17 protein-coding genes are annotated in these 21,180 nt (G+C 71.3%); 9 read left to right on the plus strand and 8 right to left on the minus strand.

What is annotated here, in order from left to right:
- The first annotated feature begins 445 nt into the window (after positions 1-445).
- The 3 genes from EMA17_RS48475 (at position 446) to pssA (ending at position 4,038) form a co-directional block, all read left to right on the plus strand.
- Entirely contained in the window at positions 446-2,146 is a 1,701-nt protein-coding gene (locus EMA17_RS48475) for an N-acyl-D-amino-acid deacylase family protein (protein ID WP_126643636.1), read from the plus strand.
- Positions 2,147-2,540: 394 nt separating this feature from the next.
- Positions 2,541-3,203 carry a phosphatidylserine decarboxylase gene (locus tag EMA17_RS48480; protein ID WP_078977923.1) on the plus strand — a complete coding sequence of 221 codons (663 nt, stop codon included), beginning with the start codon at positions 2,541-2,543 and terminating at the stop codon, positions 3,201-3,203.
- A complete protein-coding gene (gene pssA, locus EMA17_RS48485; RefSeq protein WP_078977922.1) occupies positions 3,190-4,038 on the plus strand; it encodes a CDP-diacylglycerol--serine O-phosphatidyltransferase in 849 nt (282 codons plus the stop codon). Before EMA17_RS48480 ends, pssA begins: the two co-directional genes overlap by 14 nt.
- A 95-nt stretch (positions 4,039-4,133) precedes the next feature.
- Here the strand turns inward: pssA and recD2 are convergent, their stop codons facing one another.
- The gene (gene recD2, locus EMA17_RS48490) at positions 4,134-6,389 is read right to left on the minus strand and encodes an SF1B family DNA helicase RecD2 (protein WP_126643637.1); all 2,256 of its coding nucleotides are present in this window, start codon (positions 6,387-6,389) and stop codon (positions 4,134-4,136) included.
- A 170-nt stretch (positions 6,390-6,559) separates the two neighbouring features.
- On the opposite strand from recD2, the gene EMA17_RS48495 reads away from it, so the two are divergent.
- From EMA17_RS48495 to EMA17_RS48505, 3 genes are all read left to right on the plus strand, one after another.
- Positions 6,560-6,988, plus strand: coding sequence for a type II toxin-antitoxin system Rv0910 family toxin (locus EMA17_RS48495; RefSeq protein WP_160161847.1), 429 nt, complete (start codon positions 6,560-6,562; stop codon positions 6,986-6,988).
- 149 nt (positions 6,989-7,137) lie between these two features.
- Complete coding sequence (locus tag EMA17_RS48500) at positions 7,138-8,475, plus strand: M16 family metallopeptidase (RefSeq protein WP_170222381.1); 1,338 nt, start codon at positions 7,138-7,140, stop codon at positions 8,473-8,475.
- On the plus strand, positions 8,472-9,839 hold the full coding sequence (locus tag EMA17_RS48505) for a M16 family metallopeptidase (protein WP_126643638.1): 1,368 nt from the start codon (positions 8,472-8,474) through the stop codon (positions 9,837-9,839). Before EMA17_RS48500 ends, EMA17_RS48505 begins: the two co-directional genes overlap by 4 nt.
- Positions 9,840-9,879: 40 nt before the next feature.
- Here the strand turns inward: EMA17_RS48505 and EMA17_RS48510 are convergent, their stop codons facing one another.
- Together EMA17_RS48510 and EMA17_RS48515 are read right to left on the minus strand one after the other, a co-directional pair.
- Positions 9,880-10,554: a hypothetical protein gene (locus EMA17_RS48510; protein ID WP_126643639.1), complete on the minus strand. Its 675-nt coding sequence runs from the start codon at positions 10,552-10,554 to the stop codon at positions 9,880-9,882.
- Between the two features lie 77 nt (positions 10,555-10,631).
- Positions 10,632-11,057 (minus strand): ankyrin repeat domain-containing protein, encoded by a 426-nt coding sequence (locus tag EMA17_RS48515; RefSeq protein ID WP_126643640.1) that lies wholly within the window; start codon positions 11,055-11,057, stop codon positions 10,632-10,634.
- Between the two features lie 168 nt (positions 11,058-11,225).
- On the opposite strand from EMA17_RS48515, the gene EMA17_RS48520 reads away from it, so the two are divergent.
- Positions 11,226-12,071 (plus strand): arylamine N-acetyltransferase family protein, encoded by an 846-nt coding sequence (locus tag EMA17_RS48520; RefSeq protein ID WP_126643641.1) that lies wholly within the window; start codon positions 11,226-11,228, stop codon positions 12,069-12,071.
- A gap of 3 nt (positions 12,072-12,074) precedes the next feature.
- Positions 12,075-12,746 carry an O-methyltransferase gene (locus EMA17_RS48525; RefSeq protein WP_126643642.1) on the plus strand — a complete coding sequence of 224 codons (672 nt, stop codon included), beginning with the start codon at positions 12,075-12,077 and terminating at the stop codon, positions 12,744-12,746.
- A gap of 99 nt (positions 12,747-12,845) precedes the next feature.
- On the opposite strand, the gene EMA17_RS48530 is transcribed toward EMA17_RS48525, so the two are convergent.
- Entirely contained in the window at positions 12,846-15,674 is a 2,829-nt protein-coding gene (locus EMA17_RS48530) for a DUF6493 family protein (RefSeq protein WP_126643643.1), read from the minus strand.
- Entirely contained in the window at positions 15,671-17,119 is a 1,449-nt protein-coding gene (locus tag EMA17_RS48535; protein ID WP_246127387.1) for an SWIM zinc finger family protein, read from the minus strand. The genes EMA17_RS48530 and EMA17_RS48535 overlap by 4 nt, the downstream gene beginning before the upstream one ends.
- Before the next feature lie 499 nt (positions 17,120-17,618).
- On the opposite strand from EMA17_RS48535, the gene EMA17_RS48540 reads away from it, so the two are divergent.
- On the plus strand, positions 17,619-18,485 hold the full coding sequence (locus tag EMA17_RS48540; RefSeq protein WP_126643644.1) for a Sco1979 family transcriptional regulator: 867 nt from the start codon (positions 17,619-17,621) through the stop codon (positions 18,483-18,485).
- 51 nt (positions 18,486-18,536) lie between these two features.
- On the opposite strand, the gene EMA17_RS48545 is transcribed toward EMA17_RS48540, so the two are convergent.
- The 3 genes from EMA17_RS48545 to EMA17_RS48555 all read right to left on the minus strand — a co-directional run bounded on the left by EMA17_RS48545 (position 18,537) and on the right by EMA17_RS48555 (position 21,118).
- On the minus strand, positions 18,537-18,773 hold the full coding sequence (locus EMA17_RS48545; RefSeq protein ID WP_020554482.1) for a DUF397 domain-containing protein: 237 nt from the start codon (positions 18,771-18,773) through the stop codon (positions 18,537-18,539).
- A 435-nt stretch (positions 18,774-19,208) separates the two neighbouring features.
- Positions 19,209-19,664 (minus strand): ATP-binding protein, encoded by a 456-nt coding sequence (locus EMA17_RS48550; RefSeq protein WP_126643645.1) that lies wholly within the window; start codon positions 19,662-19,664, stop codon positions 19,209-19,211.
- Between the two features lie 383 nt (positions 19,665-20,047).
- On the minus strand, positions 20,048-21,118 hold the full coding sequence (locus tag EMA17_RS48555) for a hypothetical protein (RefSeq protein ID WP_126643646.1): 1,071 nt from the start codon (positions 21,116-21,118) through the stop codon (positions 20,048-20,050).
- Positions 21,119-21,180: the final 62 nt, after the last annotated feature.

Here is a 21,180-nt window from a genome sequence, read left to right on the forward strand (position 1 = left end):
GGTGAGCAACACGGCCGTCTCACCGCAAGCCCGGAGTCTCGGAACCCCGCACGCCGCCGCCGGCCCACCCCGCGACCCGGACCAGCCCCGCACCGGCCACCCGCAACCCAAAGCCCAACGCCCGCCGAAAAAGACCCGACCCACCCGGAAACGCACGCCCGGCGAACCCGACCCGACCGCCCACCCCGCCCGCCGCTGCAGGCCGCTTTTCAGTGAGCGACGCGCCCGTCTCGCCGAAAGCCCCCGCCCCGGAGCCCCGCACGCCGCCGGCGGCCCACCCCACGACCCTGGCCGGCCCCGCTCCACCCCTCCCTCCCGCCCCCGTGCCAACCGTTCGCCTCCCTTGAATAGTTCACCAGGTTAAGTTACAACACGTAACGTAAATCCACAGGGGCGCTGGCAATCCGGCACAGGTAATCCGGCACAAGTGATAGGGAGAAGGCCCATGGCCGATCTGCTCGTACGCGGAGGCACTGTCGTCGACGGGACCGGAGCGCCTCCTACCCCCGCCGACGTGCGGATCAGGGGCGGCGTGATCGTCGAGGTCGGGCCCGGGCTGGTCCCGGTCGGGAACGGTGAGCGGGTCGTCGAGGCGGACGGGGCCTATGTCGCCCCCGGGTTCATCGAGGCGCATACGCACGTCGACGGGGCCATGTGGTGGAACCCGGATCTGGATCCGCTGCCCGCCTACGGCACCACCACCGTCGTGTTCGGCAACTGCGGGATGTCGGTGGCGCCGTTGCGGGAGAGTGCACGTGGGCCCGTGCTCGATCTGTTCTGCTTCCTGGAGGACCTTCCGCTCTCCGCCTTCCAGGACAAGGTGCCGTGGACGTGGGAGCGCTGGCCGGAGTACCGCCGCGCGGTCGAGGGGCAGGCGGTATCGGTCAACGTGGCCGGGTTCGTCGGGCATCTGACCCTGCGCACCACGGTGATGGGCGCGGAGGCGTCCTGGGCGCGTGCGGCGACCGCCGAGGAGATCGCCGAGATGGCCGCGCTGCTTGACGAGTCGTTGACTCATGGAGCTATCGGCTTGTCGACCAATGTCTTCGACAAGGACCGCTACCTCGAGCCCGTGCCCACGCGGCTCGCCGAGGACGCCGAGTTCGAGGCGCTGGCCGACGTACTCGCCCGGCACCCCGGGGCCACCCTCCAACTGATCACCCGGTTCAACGAACCGGACAACATCGACGCCGACGTGGAGCGCTTCGCCCGCATCTGCAAGCCGCGCGGGATCCGGGCCCAGTGGACCGCCATCCCGTCCACCGTTCGGGAGGACTACCTGCGCGAACAGACCATCGCGCTGCACCGCAGGCTGCGCGCCGAGGGCGTCGACTTCTGGCCCAACGTGCCGCACAAACCGCTGGAGCCGTTCTTCAATTTCGAGCGTGCGCTCACCTTCCAGCGGGTCGCCGCGTGGAACCACTGGATCAACGGTCCGGCCGAGACCAAGCTCGCCACCCTGGCCGATCCGCAGTGGCGGGCCCAGGCCCGCGAGGACTGGGACAACCGGGTCTCGTCGTCGACATCTCGACTGGATCGTCCCGAGTCGCTGATCCTGGCCATCTCGGAGACCGGGCACGGCCCGCTGGGCATCTCGCTCAAGGAGTACGCCGACCGGGAGGGGCTGCACATCTCCGACGCGCTGGCCACCTGGATCGGCCACAACGGGATCCTGTCCTGCCTGCGCGGCATCCCGGACGCGTTCGACGAGCCGGTCGTGGCCGGCCTGTTCGCCGAGCCGCACACGCTGACCAACATCAACGACTCCGGCGCGCACCTGCAACTGTTCTGCGGTTCCGGCGAGAACGTCTACCTGCTCACCCGCTACGTGCGCGACACCGGCCTGCTGAGCGTCGAGCAGGCGGTGCACAACCTCACCGGCAAGCTCGCCGGCTTCTTCGGCCTGGGCGACCGGGGCGTGATCGCCCCCGGCCTGGCCGGCGACCTCGTGGTGTTCGCGCTCGACGAGATCGAGGTGCGGCCCGAGGAGAAGCGCTACGACAATCCGGACGGCTCGTGGCGCTTCACGCGCGGACCGGCCGGGGTACGGGCCACCATCGTGCGCGGCGTGCCCACCGTGCTCGACGCCGAGCCCACCGGGGAGCGGCCGGGCACGATGGTCGGACTTGTCTCGTTGCCCGACTGACGGAACGTCACATAACTCCCCTTACCCTTGGAACACGGCGGCGGGTCACCGATCCTCCGCCGTGTCACGGTTTTGTGACGATCCGGCCTGGCCTTCACCATGGGGCAGGCGCCACAGGGACGCTACGGCCAACGTGATCGATGCCACGGACCGCGTACGGGGAGCGGGACCCGGGGCCTCTTCACAGCGGGCATGCGCGGAGGGCAACCTTGTGGATACGGGCAACCGGTTCCACGACCGAAAATGGCTCGATCAGCGTCCGAAATACGCTGGTTTGGGCAATGTCGGTACGTCGTGAGCAATCACCGCCGGAAGCGCGATGGCCCTCCGTCTAGGTAGCATCCGCCGAGTGCCGCCCGTTACCGACGGGCACGCCCCCCGACAAAGGTTCTCGATGAGTGACGATTCCCCCTCGCCGGCTTCGGCGGGGTTCGTGCCGACGCAACGGCCGCGCCTGGCCAAGGGAGCTTCTCCCTGGCTGGTGCCGACGGCCGTGACCGGCGCGTTGACCGGTTTGGCCGCACTGCGCAACCGGCGCTGGGCCCTCGCGGCCGTGCCGACGCTGGCGCTCACCGGTGGCATGCTGTGGTTCTTCCGTGACCCGGAGCGCGTCATCGGCGACGGCGTGATCGCCTCGGCCGACGGCGTGGTCCAGAGCATCGACCCCTGGCCCGACGGCCGCACCCGGGTCGCGACGTTCATGAGCCCGTTGAACGTGCACGTGAACCGTGCGCCGCTCGACGGCGTCGTGAAGTCCGTGGAGCACAAGGCCGGCGGATTCGTTCCGGCGTTCAACAAGGAAAGCGAACACAACGAGCGCGTTGTGTGGATCTTCGACACCGCGATCGGCGACGTGGAGCTGGTGCAGATCGCCGGCACCGTCGCACGGCGCATCGTGCCGTACCTGGAGCCGGGTACCGAGGTCGCCCGCGGCGACCGCATCGGCCTGATCCGGTTCGGCTCGCGCGTGGACGTGTACCTGCCGCCGGGCGTCGAGCCCGCGGTGACCGTGGGACAACGGACGACGGCGGGAGAGACACGTCTTGACCGGGACTGACTACGACGATACGGCCGACCTGGATGTCGCCGAGCTGAACATCCTGGGCACCCCGGTCGAGGACGATCCGCAGGCGTGCCTGTCCTCGCGGATCTCGGTCGCCGACGTGCTCACGCTGGGCAACGCGGCCTGCGGGTTCATGGCGATCTACTTCCTCGCCTGCTCGGTGATGGCGCAGCGCGGCGGCGACGTCGGCGTCTCGGCCGAGCGCGGCATGGCGGCGGCCGTCGTGCTGATGCTGGTCGGCGCGTTGTGCGACCTGTGTGACGGCATGGTCGCCCGCAAGCTGCGGATGTCCTCGCTCGGCGCGCAGCTGGACAACCTCGCGGACGTGATCACCTTCGGTGTCGCGCCGGCGTTCTTCGTGGTCACCTGGGCCGCCGTGCCGGTGAACGCGGGCCAGGCGCCGGCCGCGGTACTGGTGGCGCTGTCGGTACTGATCGCCGGTGTCCTGCGGCTGGCCAGATTCGCGACCACGCCGGGACGCCCGGGGGTGTTCCAGGGCATGCCCATCCCGATGGGCGCGATGACGGTCGTCTCGATCGTGCTGCTCGACCTGCCGTTCACGCCGGCCGCGGTGCTGATCGTGGCCGTGTCCGGGCTGATGGTCAGTCGGATCGAGTACCCCAAGCCGCAGGGCAACATGGCGATCCTGGTCATGGCCGGGATCGGGCTGAGCATGAGCTGCCTGATCGCCTGGGCGGCCGACGCGCCGGGCAGCGAGTGGATGCTCAACATGGGCGCGACCACCCAGGTCACCCTGGCCCTGCTCGTGCCCGCGATGGCGATGGCCCGCAAGGGCGTGGAGCGCATCGGCCTGCGGATGATCCGCTAGCACCCGCACCACCGCTTCGGACGCCGTCACCCCTCGGGGTGGCGGCGTCCGGCGTTTCCGGGCCCGGAGCCCGGCCACCGGGGCCCGGCCCACCCCTACCGCAACCGGTGCGCCAGCCCCGTGAACCGTTTGCCCGCCGACACCGTCCGCACCGCCTGGCCGAGCGCGCGCCGCGAGCCGACCAGGACCACCAGGCGCTTGGCGCGGGTGATCGCGGTATAGAGCAGATTGCGCTGGAGCATCATCCAGGCGCCCGTGGTCACCGGCACCACCACCGCCGGATACTCGCTGCCCTGGGAGCGGTGGATGGTCACCGCGTACGCGTGCGACAGCTCGTCGAGTTCGGCGAAGTCGTAGTCGACCTCCTCGTCCTCCTCGGTGCGCACCACCAGCTTCTGCTCTTCGGGGGACAGCGCGATCACCACCCCGCCGGTGCCGTTGAAGACGCCGTTGGCGCCCTTGTCGTAGTTGTTGCGGATCTGGGTGACCTTGTCGCCGACCCGGAAGACGCGCCCGCCGAACCGCTTCTCCGGCAGGCCCTCGCGCGAGGGGGTGAGCGCCTGCTGGAGCAGCAGGTTGAGCGCGCCGGCGCCGGCGGGGCCGCGGTGCATCGGGGCGAGCACCTGGATGTCGCGGCGCGGGTCCAGACCGAACTTGCGCGGGATGCGCCGGGCGACCACGTCCACGGTCAGCGTGGCCGCGTCCTCGGTCTCCTCGGCCGGGAACAGGAAGAAGTCGCTCAGCCCGTCGGTGAGCGGCGGGCGGCCGGCGTTGATCCGGTGTGCGTTGGTCACCACGCCCGACTGCTGGGCCTGGCGGAAGATCTGGGTCAACCGCACCCGGGGCACCCGCTCGGCCGCGAGCAAATCGCGGAGCACCTCGCCGGCGCCGACGCTGGGCAACTGGTCCACGTCGCCCACGAACAACACGTGCGCGCCGGCCGGTATCGCCTTGATCAGCTTGTTCGCGAGCAGCAGGTCCAGCATCGACGCCTCGTCGACCACCACGAGGTCGGCGTCGAGCGGCTTGTCCTGGTCGTAGGCCGCGTTGCCGCCGGGCTGGAGCTGCAACAGCCGGTGCACGGTGGCCGCTTCGCACCCGGTCAGCTCGGCGAGCCGCTTGGCGGCCCGGCCGGTGGGCGCGGCCAGGATCACCTTCGCGCCGCGCGCGCGGGCCAGTTCGACCACGGATCGTACGGTGAAGCTCTTGCCGCAGCCCGGGCCGCCGGTGAGCACCGCGACCTTGCCGGTCAGCGCGAGCCGTACGGCCTGCTCCTGCTCGGGCGCCAGCGCCGTGCCGGTCCGGCCGCGCAGCCAGGTCAGCGCCCGGGGCCAGTCCAGGTCGGCGAACGCGGCCAGCCGGTCCTCGCGCGCGCCCAGCAACGCGCGCACCCGCCCGGCGAGGGAGAGTTCGGCGCGGTGGAACGGCACCAGGTAGACCGCCTGGACCGGATCCCCCTGGGTGCCGGACACGGTGACCGGGCCGGGCAGTTCCTCGCAGACCACGCCCTCCTCCCCGATCAGGTCGTTCAGGCAGCGCACCACGAGGTCGGAGGGCACGTCGAGGATCTTCACCGCCTCGGCGACCAGGACGTCGGCGGGCAGGTAGCAGTGGCCGCTGTCGGAGCCCTCGGACAGCGTGTACTGCAGGCCGGCCTTGATCCGCTGCGGCGCGTCGTGCGGTATCCCGACCGCCTTGGCGATCGCGTCGGCGGTCTTGAAGCCGATCCCCCACACGTCGGCGGCGAGCCGGTAGGGCTCGGTGCGCACCACGGTGATCGACGCGTCGCCGTACTCCTTGAAGATCCGCACCGCCGGGGAGGTGGAGATGCCGATGCCCTGGAGGAAGACCATCACCTCCTTGATCGCCTTCTGCTCCTCCCACGCGGCGGCGATCAGCTTGGTGCGCTTGGGACCCAGGCCCGGGACCTGGATGAGTTGGCCGGCGTCCTCGTCGATCACGTCGAGCGAGCGCACCCCGAAGTGCTCGACGATCCGGTCGGCGGTCTTGGGGCCGATGCCCTTGATCAGCCCGGAGCCGAGATAGCGGCGGATGCCCTGCACGGTGGCCGGCAGCACGGTGCTGAACGATTCGACCTGGAACTGCTTGCCGAACTGCGGATGACTGCCCCACCGGCCGCGCATCCGGATCGACTCGCCGGGCTGCGCGCCGAGCAGCGCACCGACCACGGTGAGCAGTTCGGTGCCGCCGCGGCCGGTGTCCACCCGGGCGACGGTCCAGCCGTTCTCGTCGTTCTGGTACGTGATGCGCTCCAGCACGGCCTCGAGGACGGCCCCTCCTTCGGCCCCGGTTTCCGGGCCGGGCGGTATCCCCGGCAGCGTGCTCGTCATGCCGCCCGAGCGTAGTCAACGGGGGCGACATGAGAACTAGAACACGTTCTCTTTTTGCTTCCCGACACCATTGACTGTGTCACATATCGGCGGTACGTTCCGTGCACTCCATGCTCCGAGCCGCAAGCTCTCCGCAGATCGAAACAGATCGAAACCGTGAGGACACACGCATGCCCGTCATCAACGAGCAGGTCGAGGTCGCTGCCAGTCCCGAGGCCGTGTGGGCGAAGCTGACCGACTACAGCGTCTTCGGCGAATGGATGGTCCCGCACGTCGAGTTCCCGAACGGCGCCCCGGAGAAGCTCGAAGCCGGCGTGGCGTACGACGAGAAGATGAAGCTGATGGGCTTCCCGGCGGACATCAAGTGGACGATCAAGGACGTCGAGGCGGGCAAGTCCCTCGCGCTCGACGGCAAGGGCCCGATGGGCGTGATCATGACCGAGATCTTCATCGTCGAGGCGTCCGGCGACGGTTCGATCCTGCGGATCGAGTCCGAGGTCAAGGGCGGCGCGGTGCAGATGATGGCCGGCAAGGTCACCAAGGCCACCCAGGAGGCGCTGATCGAGTCGCTGGCCAAGTTCGCCGCGCTCGTCAAGTAACTCCCCGCACACCACGCACGACGACCACCCGCCCCGGACACGCACCCGGGCGGGTGGTCGTCGTGCGTCCTGGGTCGCGCCCGCTCGCGGCGCCCGCCTGGAACAATGGCGGTCCGTCGTCGATCGCCGCACCCCCGGAGGAACCTGACGTGCCGTCAACTTCCGCCCACTTCCCGTGGGCCCTGCACCGGACCAGGCTCGCCAACGGTCTGCGTGTGGTGGTCTGCCCCGACACCACGGTGCCGCTCGCCGCGGTCAACCTCTGGTACGACGTGGGTTCGCGGCACGAGGTGGAGGGCAAGCACGGCTTCGCCCACCTCTTCGAGCACCTGATGTTCGAGGGCTCGGCACACGTCGACAAGGGCGGCCACTTCGCCGCCGTCGAGGGCTGCGGCGGCGACGGCATCAACGCCTCGACCAACCCGGACCGGACCAACTACTACCAGACGGTGCCCTCGGGCCGGCTCGACCTCGCGCTGTGGCTGGAGGCCGACCGGATGGGCTCGCTCGCGCTGACCCAGGAGACCCTGGACAACCAGCGCGAGGTGGTCAAGAACGAGCGCCGGCAGCGCTACGACAACGTGCCGTACGGGACCTGGAGCGAGGAGATGACGGCCCTCGCCTACCCGGCGGGCCACCCCTACGCGACGTCCACGATCGGTTCGATGGAGGAGTTGGACAGCGCCGAACTGGCCGACTTCACCGCCTTCCACGAGACCTACTACGCGCCGGACAACGCGGTGCTGACCGTGGTCGGGGACGTCGATCCGGAGCGGGTGGTCGCGCTCGCCGAACGCTACTTCGGCGGGATCGCCCCGCGCGGCTCCTTCCCGCAGCCCTCCCCCGACCCGCTGCCCGCCCGCTTCGGCGCCGGGCGGCACGTGACGGTGTATCGGGACGTACCCACACCGCGCCTGTTCCTGTGCCACCGGGCACCGCGCTTCGGCACCCCGGACGGGCCCGCCTCGACCGTGCTCGCGGCGGTCGTCGGGCGCGGCCGGGGCAGCCGGCTGTACCGCGAACTGGTCACCGCCCGCAACCTGGCCCAGTCCACCGGCGCGTTCCTGTCCGCGTGGGGCTACCTCAACCACGAGTCGGTCCTGATGGGCTCGTGCGCGCCGAGCGAGGGCACCGACCCCGGCGAACTCCTCGACGCGTATGTCGCGGTGTGCGACCGGGTGGCGGACGAGGGGGTGACCGAGGCCGAACTCGACCGGGTCCGGGCGATGCTCGCCGGCGACTGGCTGCGCGAGTTGTCCACCGCCGGCGGCCGGGCCGACGCGATCGGCCGCTTCACCACACGATTCGGCGACGCCGAGTCGATCCGCGACCACCTCGACCACCTGCTCGCGGTCACCACCGACGACGTGCGCCGCGTCGCCCGCGAGATCCTGCACGCGGACAACCGCATCGTGCTGGAGTTCCTGCCCGAGGCCGCCGAGGCGGGCGCCGGGATCGACACGGACGAGCCGGAGGCCGCCGCATGAGCGCACACGTCGGGACCCGACACACCCTGGTCGCCGAGCGGCCCACCGGCACCGAGCCGCGCCCGTACCGCTTCCCCGAGGTCCGCCGGGTCACCGTGGCCGGCGGCGAGGTGGTCGGCGCGCACCTGCCCGGACACCGCCTGGCCTGGGCCAAGTCGGTCATGGAGAGCGGCGCGCTGCACGAACCGGTCGGCCTGGACGGGCTGGCCCGGATCACCTGCTCACTGCTCGACGAGGGCAGCCTGGACCGCGACGCCGACGCGTTCGGCCTGGCCGTCGAGGCGCTGGGCGCGCAGTGGCGGATCGCCTGCGGGTGGGAGACCCAGGAGGTGGGCGTCGACCTGCCCGCCGACCGGCTCACCGCGGGCCTGGACCTGGTCGCCGAGGCGATCCGCCGCCCGGCCTTCACCGACGCCGACGTCGAGCGTTTCCTCGCCGACCACGTGCGCTCCCTGAAGACCGCCTGGGCGCAGCCCGGTACCCGCGCCCAACTCGCCTTCCGGCAGGCCCTGTTCGGGCCGGGACACCGGCTCGGCGGGGTGCTCGGCGGCACCCCGGACACCGCCGCCGCGCTGACCGCGGACGCGATCCGGGCCTTCCACGCGGACCGGATGACCGCGCCCGGCACCCTGGCGGTGGTCGGCGACCTGGACACGATCGACCTGGAGGCGCTGGGCACGATCGCCTTCACGGGCGCGACCGGCACCGGACGCCCCGCCGAACTCGCCGAGTTCACCGGTGCGCCCTCGACCCGGCAGGCGATCGTGGTGGACCGCCCCGGCGCGGTGCAGTCCGTGTTGCGGATCGGGCACACCGCGGCACCGCGCTCGACTCCGGACCTGATCGCCGTCGAGTTGTGCGCCGAGGTGCTGGGCGGCAGCTTCGGCTCCCGGCTCAACCACCTGCTGCGCGAGGTCAAGGGCTACACCTACGGCGCGCACGCGAGCTTCGGACACGGTCGCCGCTCGGGCTCGTTCACGATGTCCGCCGCGGTGCACACCGAGGTCACCGCGGCGGCGGTGGTGGACACGATCGCCGAGATCCGCCGCATGCACTCCGACGGGGTCACCGCCGACGAACTCGCCGCGACGCGGGCCCACGCGCTCGGCAGCATGCCGATCAATCTGCAGACGCCGGGCGGCATCGGCGGCAGGTTGATCGAGGCGATCGTGCACGGCCTTCCGGACGACCATGTGACGCGTGAGTACGCGGAGATCGGGTCCACGGACCGGGCCGCGGTCTCTCGTGCGGCGGCGACCCATCTGCGGCCCGACGAGCTTGCCGTCGTGGTCGAGGGCGACGCCTCGCGGGTGGTCCCGGACCTGGAGGCGGCCGGGTTCGAGGTGGTGCGCTCCGAGGTGTGACGCCGGGTTTTCAGGGGGCTCGGCCGAGCGGGACCCTCGGTCAGGTGGGGGCGTCGGCCAGGTACACCTGGCGGTAGCCGCTCCATACCGCCGGGCCCAGGTCCTGTGGCACGTGCGGGGGGAGCGGCCACATCGGGCCGCTCACCTCGCACAGCAGCACGTGCAGACCGCTGCCCGCGTCGAACCAGCGCAGACCCACCGCGCCCGGTGAGCGCAGGAGTTCGGCCACCGCCTCCTCGTGCAACCAGCGGCCCATCGCGGTGCCGGAGCCGTGCGCGGTCAGGTGCAGCACCTTGTCGCCGGCCGGGAACAGCCGGCTCGCCGACACGTTGGGCCAGCGCCGCACCTCGCGGCAGTCCAGCCGGGACGAGGTGATCGCGCCGATCAGTTCGGGCGGCAGCGGGGTGCGGGCGGTGTCGTGTACGTCGTCGCCGGCGGCGGCGAGCACACCCACGTGCTTGAGGTCGTACACGGTCAGATACCGCGCGGCCGGCGGCCCGACCTCGGCCTCACCGTTGGTGAACGCGCCGCACAGCACGAAGCGGCGGGCGCGCCGAAAGCCGGGCACCTTGAGCAGGTCGTCGTGGTGTCGATCGCACCAAGGGGAAAACGTTCCGTCCAAGGCCTCGGGAAGATCCGATCGCAGGTGCAACAGCCCCGCACCCGTGGGGAATCCGTCCAGCTCGAGTCGCGGTATCGCGGCCTGGTCGGACATCGTGTGCGCCTCCCCCGACTCCCTCGCGCCCGGCTGTCCCTGGCGCAGGCGGGAACTGACGGAGGGTCATGGTTTTGTTACCCACCGGTCGCCGAAAGCATGTCCTCCTTGCCGAACATCCGCGCGGTCTCGCGCGCGCTCGGCGTGCCCGCGTCCGGGTCGGCGCCGGCCGCCAACAGCGCCGCCGCCACCTCCGGCTCGTTCTTGAACACCGCGCCCGCGAGCGGCGTCTGGCCGCGGTCGTTGGCCCGGTCCGGATCCGCGCCGCGGTCCAGCAACGCGCGTACCGCGTCGGCGTGTCCGTGGTACGCGGCGAGCATCACCAGCGTGTCGCCCCGGTCGTTGGCCAGGTTCGCCGGCAACCCGCCGTCCACGTAGCCGGCCAGCGTCTCGGCGTCGCCGACCCGGGCCGCCTCGAACATCCGCCCGGCCAATTCCTCGATGGCGCGCTCGTCCGCCGCGGACGGCGACTCCGACCCCGACTCGGGCTGTTGCTCGCTCATGACGACCTCCGTGCGCGTGACGGCCCGCACGGCGCGGGCCGGGCCGCCGTGCGACCCGATCCGAACCTATCGGGTGGCGCGCCGCGCGAGCCGTCCCACCCGCGTGGACACGCGTGTGAGAATCGGTCCACGCCCGGCCCCGGGCCCCGGATCCGAAGGAGGCGGCTCTTGCGCCGGCAACGCCATCAGCACCATCCGGACCTCGACGCGTACTTCGCCCGGATCGGCTGGTCCGGTGAGCGGGCGCCGACGTGGGCGACACTGCGTTCGCTGCATCTGGCGCACGTCGTCGGCATCCCGTTCGAGAACGTCGAGGTCGTCATGGGCGGCGTACCCTCGCTGGAGCCGGCCGACCTGGAGGACAAGCTGGTCCGGCAGGGCCGCGGCGGTTATTGCTTCGAGCACAACCTGCTGTTCGCGGGCGTGTTGGAGGCCCTGGGCTTCGAGGTGACCCGGCTGGCCGCGCGGGTGCGGATGGGCTCCGACGCGGTCCGCCCGCTGACCCACATACTGCTCGCGGTCGAGGTGCCCGGCGAGGCGCACCCCTACATCGCCGACGTCGGCTTCGGCAGCGGCGGCCTGTTGGAGCCGCTGCCGTTGCTGCCGGGGGTGTCCAGCCCGCAGGGCGCGTGGCGCTACCGGCTGGTGCGCGAGCACGACCTGTGGCTGCTGCAGACCGTGTACGGCGACGACGGGTGGTTCACCGTCTACGAGTTCACGCTCCAGCGCCGGGAGTTGGTCGACTACGAGGTGGCGAACTGGTACGTCGCCACCCATCCCGGCTCCCCGTTCCGGCACACCCTGCGGGTGCAGCGCAGCGGGCCGCACGAGCGCGCCTACGTGGTGGACCGGCTGCTGACCGTGGTGCGCAGCGACGGCTCCACCGAGGAGCGCCGGCTCGCGGACGATCACGAGGTGCTGCGACTCCTGGTCCGCGACTTCGGGCTGCTGCTGCCCTGGGACACGGCCTTCCCCGAACCGCCCGAGCGCCCGGAACGACCCGAGGAGAATTGACCGATGTCCTTCGACAAGCAGGTGCGCGTCACCCCGGAGCTGTACGACTACGTCCTGGACCACTCCCTGGCGCCCGACCCGGCGCAGCGCACGGTGATCGAACGCACCAGGGGCATGGGCGGGTTGGCCCAGTTGCAGGTGCCCGCCGAGCAGGGCGCGCTGTTGACGCTGCTCTCCGGTGTGGTCCGGCCGCGGGTCGCGGTCGAGGTCGGCACCTTCACCGGATACTCGGCGCTGTGCATCGCCAAGGGGTTGGCCGCGGACGGCCGGCTGCTGTGTTGCGACGTGTCCGAGGAGTGGACCGAGATCGCCCGCGAGACGTGGCGGGAGGCGGGCGTGGCCGATCGCATCGACCTGCGGATCGCACCGGCCCTGGAGACGCTGGACGCGCTGCCCTCGCATCCGCACATCGATCTGGCGTTCATCGACGCGAACAAGGACGGCTACATCTCCTACTGGGAGGCGCTGGTCCCGCGGATGCGGCCGAACGGTCTGCTGATCGCGGACAACGTGCTCTACGACGGGCAGGTGCTCGCGCCGAACGGCGACCCGACGCCGGCGGCGGTGCACGCGTTCAACGAGCACGTGAAGGCCGACCGTCGGGTGGAGCCGGTGATGTTGCCGGTCGCGGACGGGATCACGCTGGCCCGGGTGAAGGCGCTCGACGAGGACTGACCCGTCCCTGGCGCACGCCGGGCACCGGCCCGGCGTGCCGACGCCGCGGTGCCGGACGGATCGGGCCCGATCCGTCCGGCACCGTGCGCCCGGCCCGGCTCAGCCCGGGTCGCCGCCGAGCACCTTGCGCAGCCGCCGTGCCTCCACCACGGCCCGGGACGAGCCCTTGCGGTCGGCGAGTTCGGCCAGGCCGGGGATGGACACCCCCCGCGCGCCCGAGCCGGCCGCGGTCTCCGCGGCGAGCGCGAGCACGTCGCCGAGCCCGGTGGCCTTGGTCCCGGCCAGCAGGTCCGGCAGGAAGCCGCTCAGCGTGCCCCACACGGTGCCCGTCGCGCCCGCCCGGGCCGCGTCGCGCAGCGAGGCGACCACGCGGGTGGTCTTGAGCCCGCGTGTGCGTACCGCCTCGCCCAGATCGCGGCCCAGCGCCGCGGTGTCCCACGCGTCGTCCCGGGCGCTCAACGTCACGAACGCGTCCACCGCGCCGGTGCGGTCCTCGGCGGCCTGCGCGCCCAGCGCGTAGGCCATGGCCAACGACATGCCCGGCCCCAGCGGACCGAACGACTCGGCCAGCGCCGGCAGCACCTCCGCGCCCCGGCTCGTGCCGTCGATGCCGCGTTGGGTACAGATCGCCAGGTGCGCCGCGATCACGTCCCGGTCCCGGGGCAGCAGCAGCGGCCAGCAGTGCAGGTCGGGCCCGGAGTCCTCGGACCAGGCCGAGCTGCGGGCGGTGGCGCCCGGGTCGGCCAGGCCGTACACGGCGCGCGCGGTCTCCGGCACGGTGTCCGGGTCGCCGGGGACCACCGTGGCCAGGGGCCCGTCGCTGTGTACCCATCCGCCCTTCGGCGCGGAGTACGCGCGGTGGATCCGGTCGAATCGACCGCGTCCGACCAGCGCGGGCGCCGGGCCGCCGGCCGCCATCGTCCGGGCCACCCGCAGACCCGCCGGCGAGGCGAGTCGGTGGGCGCGGGCGATCGACGCGGGGTCGAGGTCGAACGGCAGCCGCAGCAGTGCCTGGTCGACGTCGCGCCGCCAGGGACTGTGCCCGGACGCCTCCCACGTCTCCAGGCCGGCCACCAGCGCCTCGGGATCCACGAAACCGCTCGCGTCGGCGATCTCGGCCAGGTAGGGGCCGGAGTGCGGCACTCGCAGCCGGGTGCCCACCTCGTACAACCGGGCGAGCAGGAAACGTTGGGGCGGGGCGATCCGCTCGATGTCGCGCTTCTCGCCGGGGATCAGGTCGTGCTCGGCCGCGTCGCCCTTGCCGAACAGGCTGCGGAACCAGCCCTGTCGGCCGCCGTGGCCGGTGGCGGCGGCCACCATGGCGCCGACCGCGCCCCGGACCTGCTGGGCGAACCAGTCCTGGTGCACGATGTGCCCGTGCTGCTCGGTGAGCGGGAGCAGCGCGGTGTGCAACGCCTGGCGGTCCCGGGCGTGTTCGCGCAGCAGGGCGGCCACGATCCGCTCCACCGCCAGCGGGTCGGTCGCCTGGCCGTGTGGGTTGACCCACGGGTTGGGGGTGCTCCCGAAGAACACCGCCAGTTCCTCGACCAGTTCGGCCATCGAGGCGATCGGCGGCGGCAGCTCGCGGGCCGGCGGCGGGCCGAGCGGGATCACGAACTCCGGCTCCGGCGCCCCGCTTTCGCCGATCAGCGCGGCCGCCTCCGGGCGGATCGCGTCGCCGAGCATCGGCAGCGCGTCGCGTACCTCGGTCAGCACGAGGTCGACCTGGTCGGGGGGCAGCGCGCGGACGTGTTTGGCGATCAACGCGACGGCGCGTTCCTGGAGGTCGCCGGCGGTCGAGCCGAACGTGGTGCAGGCGGTGGCGAGCAGGGTGCCGGCGTGCGCCGGGTGCCGCTTGATCGCCGTGCCCAACCAGGTGAGTTGGGCGCGTACCAGGGTCTTCTCGGCGCGGAAGAGCACGCTGCGACTCGCCTCGGCGATCCGCTCCGGATCCAGCCGATCCGCGGCGTCCACCCGGCGCAGCGCGGCCTGGGCGAGCGCGGCCACCGGGGAGGGCGCGTCGGGCAGCAGCCGGAGGTAGCCGTCGACGCGGGCGGCTAGTTCGTCGTCGGTGGGCGCCAGCGCCTCGTGCAGGCGGATGAATCCGCGCAGTGCGCCGGGTCGTTCGCCGCGCAGCAGCCTGGACAGGCAGCCGTCCAGGACCACGTCGCGCTCGATCGTCCCGGCGTCGGCGAGCGCGGCCAGCGCGGTGTCCCAGCCCGGCCGCAGGGCGTTCGGCCCGCCGGTCGGGGTGTCCAGGTTCTGCCCGACCCCGGCGACCTCGAACAGCGCGGGCAGCAGGTCCGGGAAGTAGCGGTCGGCGGCCAGGTGCTCGGCGAGCGGGCGCCCCGAGCCGCGCCACCGGCCGCCCACCTCGAACATCCACCGCAGGACGAAGCCCGGCGTGGTCGGCGTGGGCAACCCGGCGCCGCGCACCAGGGCGTCCACGACGTGCCACTGATTGCCCCAGGGATCCAGCGGCAGCCGCGCGGCCATGCGGGTGGCGATGTCGGGTGTCCAGGCCGGGTCGCGCTCGGCGAGGATCGTGTATATCGCCTCCTGGCCGAACTTCTCGGGCCAGGTCATGTCCTCGCGCAGCAGCCACTGGGCGATGCCGGCGGGGCCGCCCAGGAGCGCGACGCCGACGTGGCGCAGCGGCCGCAGCGGGCGTACCTCGGGCCTGCCGTCGCGGCGGGTGCGGACCGCCTCCTTGTAGGCGGGCAACAGCGCGCGGCGCTCGGCCTCGGTGCGGCCCGCGAACAGCGCCACGATCGGCGCGGGGTCGTCCACGTGCCGGCCCGGGTCGTCCACGACCGCGAGCACCCGCTCCCACGTCAGGGGCTCGCGCGCGGACGCGCCGCCCGTCGGGCCGGCGCCGGTGGGGGGCGTGCCCGTGGGCCGGGTGCCGGTCGGGGTGGTGCCGGTCATCGGTTCGCCTCCTGGGCTGCGTTCTCGGTCGCGCCGCCGTTCGCGGTGCCGGTGGTGATCGCGGAGCCGGTGCTCGTGCCGCCGCCCGCGTCGGCCCCGGCCCGGCCGCGCACGATCTGCGTGGCGAGCAGATGTTTGCAGGGCCCGCGCCCGCCCCGATACTCGGCCCACCACTGACACGTGCAGCTGCCGTCCCCGGCCAACCGCAGGCCGTAGGTACGGTCCCCGCTGCGCACCGCGGCCTCCTCGCCTCCGCCGGTGAGCGTGACGGCGCCGGCCGCGACCAGGGCGTGCGCGTCGCGCAGGCGCGGGTTCATCCGCTCCACACTGCCGGTGTCGTAGGGCAGCTCGCGGTGGTAGTAGGCCGCCTCGGCGACGTCGTAGCCGATCCGGCCCGAGGTGCCCAGGCGCACCAGCGCGGCCCGCACCCGCTCGGTGTCCAGGCCCGAGCGGGCGGCCAACTCGCCGATCTCGACCCGGGGTTCCCAGGCCAGCAGGGCGGAGATCAGGTCCGCGTCCGCGCCGCTCGTCCGGGTCGCCAGGCCGGTGAGCACCGCGCCCTCGCCGGAGAAACCGCGGGCCGGGTCCGGGGACAGCGTCAACGTCAGCCGCATGCCCGGCAGTTCGACCTCCCAGGCGGACGAGACGGCCGCGCTGCGCGCCTGTACGGCGGGTCCGTATATACGGAGTGCCGACGCGTGCCGCAGCAGCCTGGTGAGCGCCTGGAGGCGATCGGGCCCGGGCAGGCACACCGCGCCCGGCACGGGGCGCGCGGTCAGCCGCAGCGAGCGCCCGGCCGGGACGGCCCACAGCGCCTGCCGGGAGCCGCGCGGCAGCGCCCGCAGGAAGCGCACCGCCTCGCCCGCGCCGACCTCGGCGCGCAGGTCGAACCCGCCCGAGATCACCTGGACTTCGGCGAAGCCGCGCAGCCAGCGCTCGGGCAGCGGCACCTTCTTCTCCACCACCGGGCCGTCGAAGGTGGTGACGGTGACGTCGTCGGGGCCGACCGCCAGGTGCAGCGGATCGGCGCCGCCGACCCGGGCCAGCGCCTCGCGCAGCGGCGCGTTGACGTCCACGTTGGTGGTGCCGGTGCCGAACATCTCGCCGTCGATGCCGGCCGGCAGCACGTCCAGGCGCGCGTGCACCCCGCAGCAGGCGGAGAACGACTCGAAGCGCAGCCGGTCCCCGTTGCCGGTGACCACCGGGTCCAGCGAACCCGGTCGCAGCGGCTGGTAGTAGCGCGCCGCCGCGACGTCGGCGACCGCGAGCAGGCCGCCGGCCGCCGCCTCGGGCGCGGTCAGGAAGCCGGAGAAGAAGCGCGGGAAGGGGGTCAGGCCGCGCGAACCGAGCCCGCCGCAGGTCTGCAGGCCGAGGGAGGGGGAGCCGTCGACGGCGCCGAGCGCGGACGGCCGCAGATAGGTGAAGGAATGTACCGGGGAGGACATGTGAAGACCGTAGACAACCCGTCCGACAGCGGGAATCGGATGTTGTCGGGTCCTCTCGGGTGGTCTCCCGGGCGGTCTCGGCCCGGGCGCCGGGGCGCTTTCGTGCCGCCTTCGGCGGTGAGTTCGGCCGAAAGGAGGCGGACCGGTTCACCCGAGTGCACGAGTGCGCCCACGTCACTCGGTCGGCGCATGATGCGACGCGTGTCACCAACCGCGCGCGTAGCGTGCGTATCGGGCCGTCGGTTCGTCGGAAACTTCCGGATTACCCGGCAGTAGAGGGGGATTCGCGGTGCCGCGGCATCGATTAGGTGGTATCACCTGTGCGAGCATGGGCGGCTGGGGCTCGGAGCCCGAACATGACAAGCCGAGTGTGCGGCACATGGTCGATCCGGGTGGGTGGTGGCACATCGTCAAGAGAGTGCTGTTGTAACCATGATCCGAGGACGCGTGGCAACGCGCCGGCATACTATGCGCTGGTCCATTCAGCCGGAGGTAGCAGATGCCCGCAACGCAGCCGGGGAGCGGCTCGACGGTTCGCCGTATTCTCCTCGGTTCCCAGCTTCGCCGTCTGCGCGAAGCGAAGGGCATTACGCGGGAGGAGGCCGGTTACGAGATCCGCGCCTCCGAATCGAAGATCAGCCGAATGGAACTGGGGCGCGTCAGCTTCAAGGAGCGAGACGTGGCTGATCTGCTGACCATGTACGGCGTGGGCGACGAGACCGAGCGGGCGGCCCTCCTGGGCCTCGCGGCGGAGGCCAACGCCCAGGGCTGGTGGCACAACTACAACGACATCCTGCCGAGTTGGTTCCAGGTCTACGTGGGCCTGGAGGAGGCCGCCTCGGTGATCCGCACCTACGAGGTGCAGTTCGTCCCCGGCCTGCTCCAGACCCCGGAGTACGCGCGGGCCGTGGTGATCGCCGGACAACCCTCGGCGTCGGCGGCCGAGGTCGACCGGCGCGTCGGTCTGCGGATGCAGCGCCAGTCGATCCTCTACCGCGACAAGCCGCCCAGGCTCTGGGTGGTGCTGGACGAGGCGGCCCTGCGTCGCCCGATCGGCGGTCGGGACGTGATGCGCGATCAGGTCCGGCATCTGATCGAGATGGCCGCCCTGCCCAACGTGACGATCCAGATCATGCCGTTCAGGTTCGGCGCGCACGCGGCCGAGGGTGGTCCGTTCCTGCTGCTGCGCTTCCCGGAGAGCGACCTCCCCGACGTGGTCTACCTGGAGCAGCTCACCAGCGCGCTCTATCTGGACAAGCGGGACGAGGTGGACGCGTACACCGAGGTGATGGACCGGTTGAGCGTGGACGGCATGCCGCCGGACAAGAGCGTGGATCTGCTCCAGCGCATCCTGAAGGAGAACTGACCGACACACCGTCGGGTACGCCCACCCGGGTGAAGCACCCCGGGCGGGTCGTCACGCCAGCAGGTTGTCGAAGTCCCCGTCCTTGACCCCGAGGATGAGCGCCTCGATCTCGGCGCGCGTATAGATCAGCGCCGGCCCGTCGGGGTGGCGCGAATTGCGGACCGCGACGTCGCCGTCCGGCAGCGCGGCCATTTCGACGCAATTTCCCTGCGAGTTGCTGCGGCGACTCTTCTGCCAGGTGACCCCGTCGAGCGCGGTCGCCGATACCCCGTTGTGCGTTGCCTGCATGACGCTTCTCCTGGACCTCTCGCCGAGCGACCCGACGGCGGTCGCCCGCCCCCCGGTTGCGGCACGTGTCGTTCCTTCGTCCCGGTCCGTCGCAATTTCTTCCAAAACCGGTCCGACTTACGCATGCACGTGCATCTGACCATGCATTTGCAGCGTACAACGGCGATGATAGCGCAGCCGGAGTTCACCCACACGGGAGGGCTCATGCATTCCTCAAGGTTTCAAAGGAAGCGTAAAAGCTGCTTAAGCCGCCGGGGACGAAACGGGCGTAAGAATGCAGAAAACCCGTCGACGGGATCGACGGGTAAACGCTTGGCGCCGTGACTCGGATACCGCCGCATTCGTTGCCGCCGGCGAATGTGAATTAAAACTCGCCGCTTCGCTGCAACACAATGTCGCCACGCAATGCGGTCCCCATATTGCGGAACGTGTGGATCAGCCGCGGATCTCGAACATGGCCCAGACGACCTTTCCGGTGCGTCGGCCCATACCGTTCAACGGGAACCAGCCCCAGGAATCACTGAAGCAGCCCACCAGATACAGCCCGCGGCCCGATTCCTCGTCCTCGCCGCCGGCCTGGGTCTCGGGCAGACTCTCGCCCGGATCCTGCACCGCGCACATGACGCGTTCGCCCTTGCGCAGAAGCGCCAGTTGGATGTTGTGCGCGACGTCCGTCGCGTCGTCGCGGCCCGCACCCAGACCGTGACACAGTGCGTTCGTGACGAGCTCGGACACGACCAGGGCGAGGTCGTCCTCGAGACAGGCGGCGCCCCAGCCGGCGAGCACCGACTGCGTGAAGTCACGGGCGGCCTTGACCGACTCGCGACGTGCGGCGAGGGCTTGTATCGCGATATCGGATGTTGGGCCCATATCCCCGGCCAGAGGCTCCATCCACTGAAACGTCGACGTCCGGAACCCTGCGGGACTCGCGACGGTCATCCGTGCCTCCGAGCGGGTACTGGTCCCCGGCCTGTTGGGAACGCCGCCAGAGGACTCGCCTCACAGAGCGTCCATGCACATGCGCGTGCACATGCACACACTTCATTATGAGGATGCCGACCCCAACTGCAAGACCGGATGCACGTGCATCGACGATTTCTGCGTCTGCACCGCGCCGATGCACGTGCATTTCGATCGACCAAGGGCCGCTTTACACCCGGTTCCCGGACATTCAGGGAACCAGTCTTTTCTTTCTTTTGGTCCTACATCAGGAATAATCCGGACAACCTAGACACACGGTTGACGGACGGTTCCGCTGTGTGGCCGTCGAGCGGTCAGACCGCCGCACCGGACGGTTGCCTCGGCGCCCCCGCGTTCGGGTCGGTGGAGCCGTTGCCGCGCCCTGTGAATTGGATCACCAGCGCGACGCCGGACAGCAGGAAGACCGCCGCGCCCGGGCCGAGCAGCAGCCACGGCATGACCGAGACCTCGGTGTCCTTGTTGGGGATGCTGTCCGCCTTGTCGAAGGTGTCGATGTTGGCGCCGATGTTCTCCACCAGGGCGTTGAACTTGGCCAGGATGCGGTCGGTCTCCGCGAGGCCCTTGCCGACCTTGGGGTACTGCGTGGCCAACTCGGCGGTGAACTGCGGGACGGGCTTGCGCAGGAGCGCGGCCATCGACGGGATGGACTTGGTCTTCATCCCGACGGCCATCTTGCCCAGCGTGTCCAGGTCGTCGTGCGCCTGCTTGTACCCGGCGTCGGTGAAGGTCGGCCGGAACGCGGTGAACATCTTCTCGGAGGCCTTGGTCTTGCCGATCACGCCGGTGGCGAGGGTGCCCACCACCATGCCGAGGCCGACCACCGCGGCGAGCGCCAGGCACACCGTGCTCACCACGGCCCGCGATCCGACGAAGGAGAACAGCAGCCCGCCGGCGCCCACCACGAGCAGCACGATGCCCGGGATCAGATAGAGATAGGTGACCGCGGTGTTCGGCGCGTCCGCGGTGGGGATGTCGTCGGCCTGGCGGAAGTTCCCGGCCTGCGCGTCCATCGTGCCCGCGAGCTTGTTGAACCGCGGCATGATCGTCGGGATCTCCTTGAGCCCCTTGCCGACCTCGGGCGCGGTGGTGCCCATCAGGTTGATCAGCGAGGGGGTGGGAATCCCGGCCTGCTGGGCGAGTCCGGGCAGCGTCTCCGCCTGGAGCTGCTCCAGCATCTCGTTCATGGTCTTCAGGTCGGTGCGGCTCTGCTCGATGGCCTGCGGCGTGAAGGCGGGCCGGAAGGCATTGGTCAGGTCGTCGACGGCCTGCGTCTTCTTCGGCAGGCCGGCGGCCAGCGGGAAGATGATCAGGGCCGCACCCAGCAAGGCGATCAACACCAGCGCCACGTGGCGGTATGCACGCACAGCGGGCTCTCCCTTCGCTTTCCGTTATTCCTCGGATCGTATGGGTGATCGGCTCGATCCCC

Source organism: Embleya hyalina (assembly GCF_003967355.1).
Lineage (GTDB): Bacteria > Actinomycetota > Actinomycetes > Streptomycetales > Streptomycetaceae > Embleya > Embleya hyalina.

Coding starts and splice junctions, on each gene's coding strand:
- EMA17_RS48530 (WP_126643643.1), bottom strand. CDS start 15,674: ATGACCGGCACCACCCCGACCGGCACCCGGCCCACGGGCACGCCCCCC.
- recD2 (WP_126643637.1), bottom strand. CDS start 6,389: ATGACGAGCACGCTGCCGGGGATACCGCCCGGCCCGGAAACCGGGGCC.
- EMA17_RS48550 (WP_126643645.1), bottom strand. CDS start 19,664: ATGGAGCCTCTGGCCGGGGATATGGGCCCAACATCCGATATCGCGATA.
- EMA17_RS48525 (WP_126643642.1), top strand. CDS start 12,075: ATGTCCTTCGACAAGCAGGTGCGCGTCACCCCGGAGCTGTACGACTAC.
- EMA17_RS48515 (WP_126643640.1), bottom strand. CDS start 11,057: ATGAGCGAGCAACAGCCCGAGTCGGGGTCGGAGTCGCCGTCCGCGGCG.
- EMA17_RS48535 (WP_246127387.1), bottom strand. CDS start 17,119: ATGTCCTCCCCGGTACATTCCTTCACCTATCTGCGGCCGTCCGCGCTC.
- EMA17_RS48540 (WP_126643644.1), top strand. CDS start 17,619: ATGCCCGCAACGCAGCCGGGGAGCGGCTCGACGGTTCGCCGTATTCTC.
- EMA17_RS48495 (WP_160161847.1), top strand. CDS start 6,560: ATGCCCGTCATCAACGAGCAGGTCGAGGTCGCTGCCAGTCCCGAGGCC.
- EMA17_RS48545 (WP_020554482.1), bottom strand. CDS start 18,773: ATGCAGGCAACGCACAACGGGGTATCGGCGACCGCGCTCGACGGGGTC.
- EMA17_RS48475 (WP_126643636.1), top strand. CDS start 446: ATGGCCGATCTGCTCGTACGCGGAGGCACTGTCGTCGACGGGACCGGA.
- EMA17_RS48510 (WP_126643639.1), bottom strand. CDS start 10,554: ATGTCCGACCAGGCCGCGATACCGCGACTCGAGCTGGACGGATTCCCC.
- EMA17_RS48480 (WP_078977923.1), top strand. CDS start 2,541: ATGAGTGACGATTCCCCCTCGCCGGCTTCGGCGGGGTTCGTGCCGACG.
- EMA17_RS48505 (WP_126643638.1), top strand. CDS start 8,472: ATGAGCGCACACGTCGGGACCCGACACACCCTGGTCGCCGAGCGGCCC.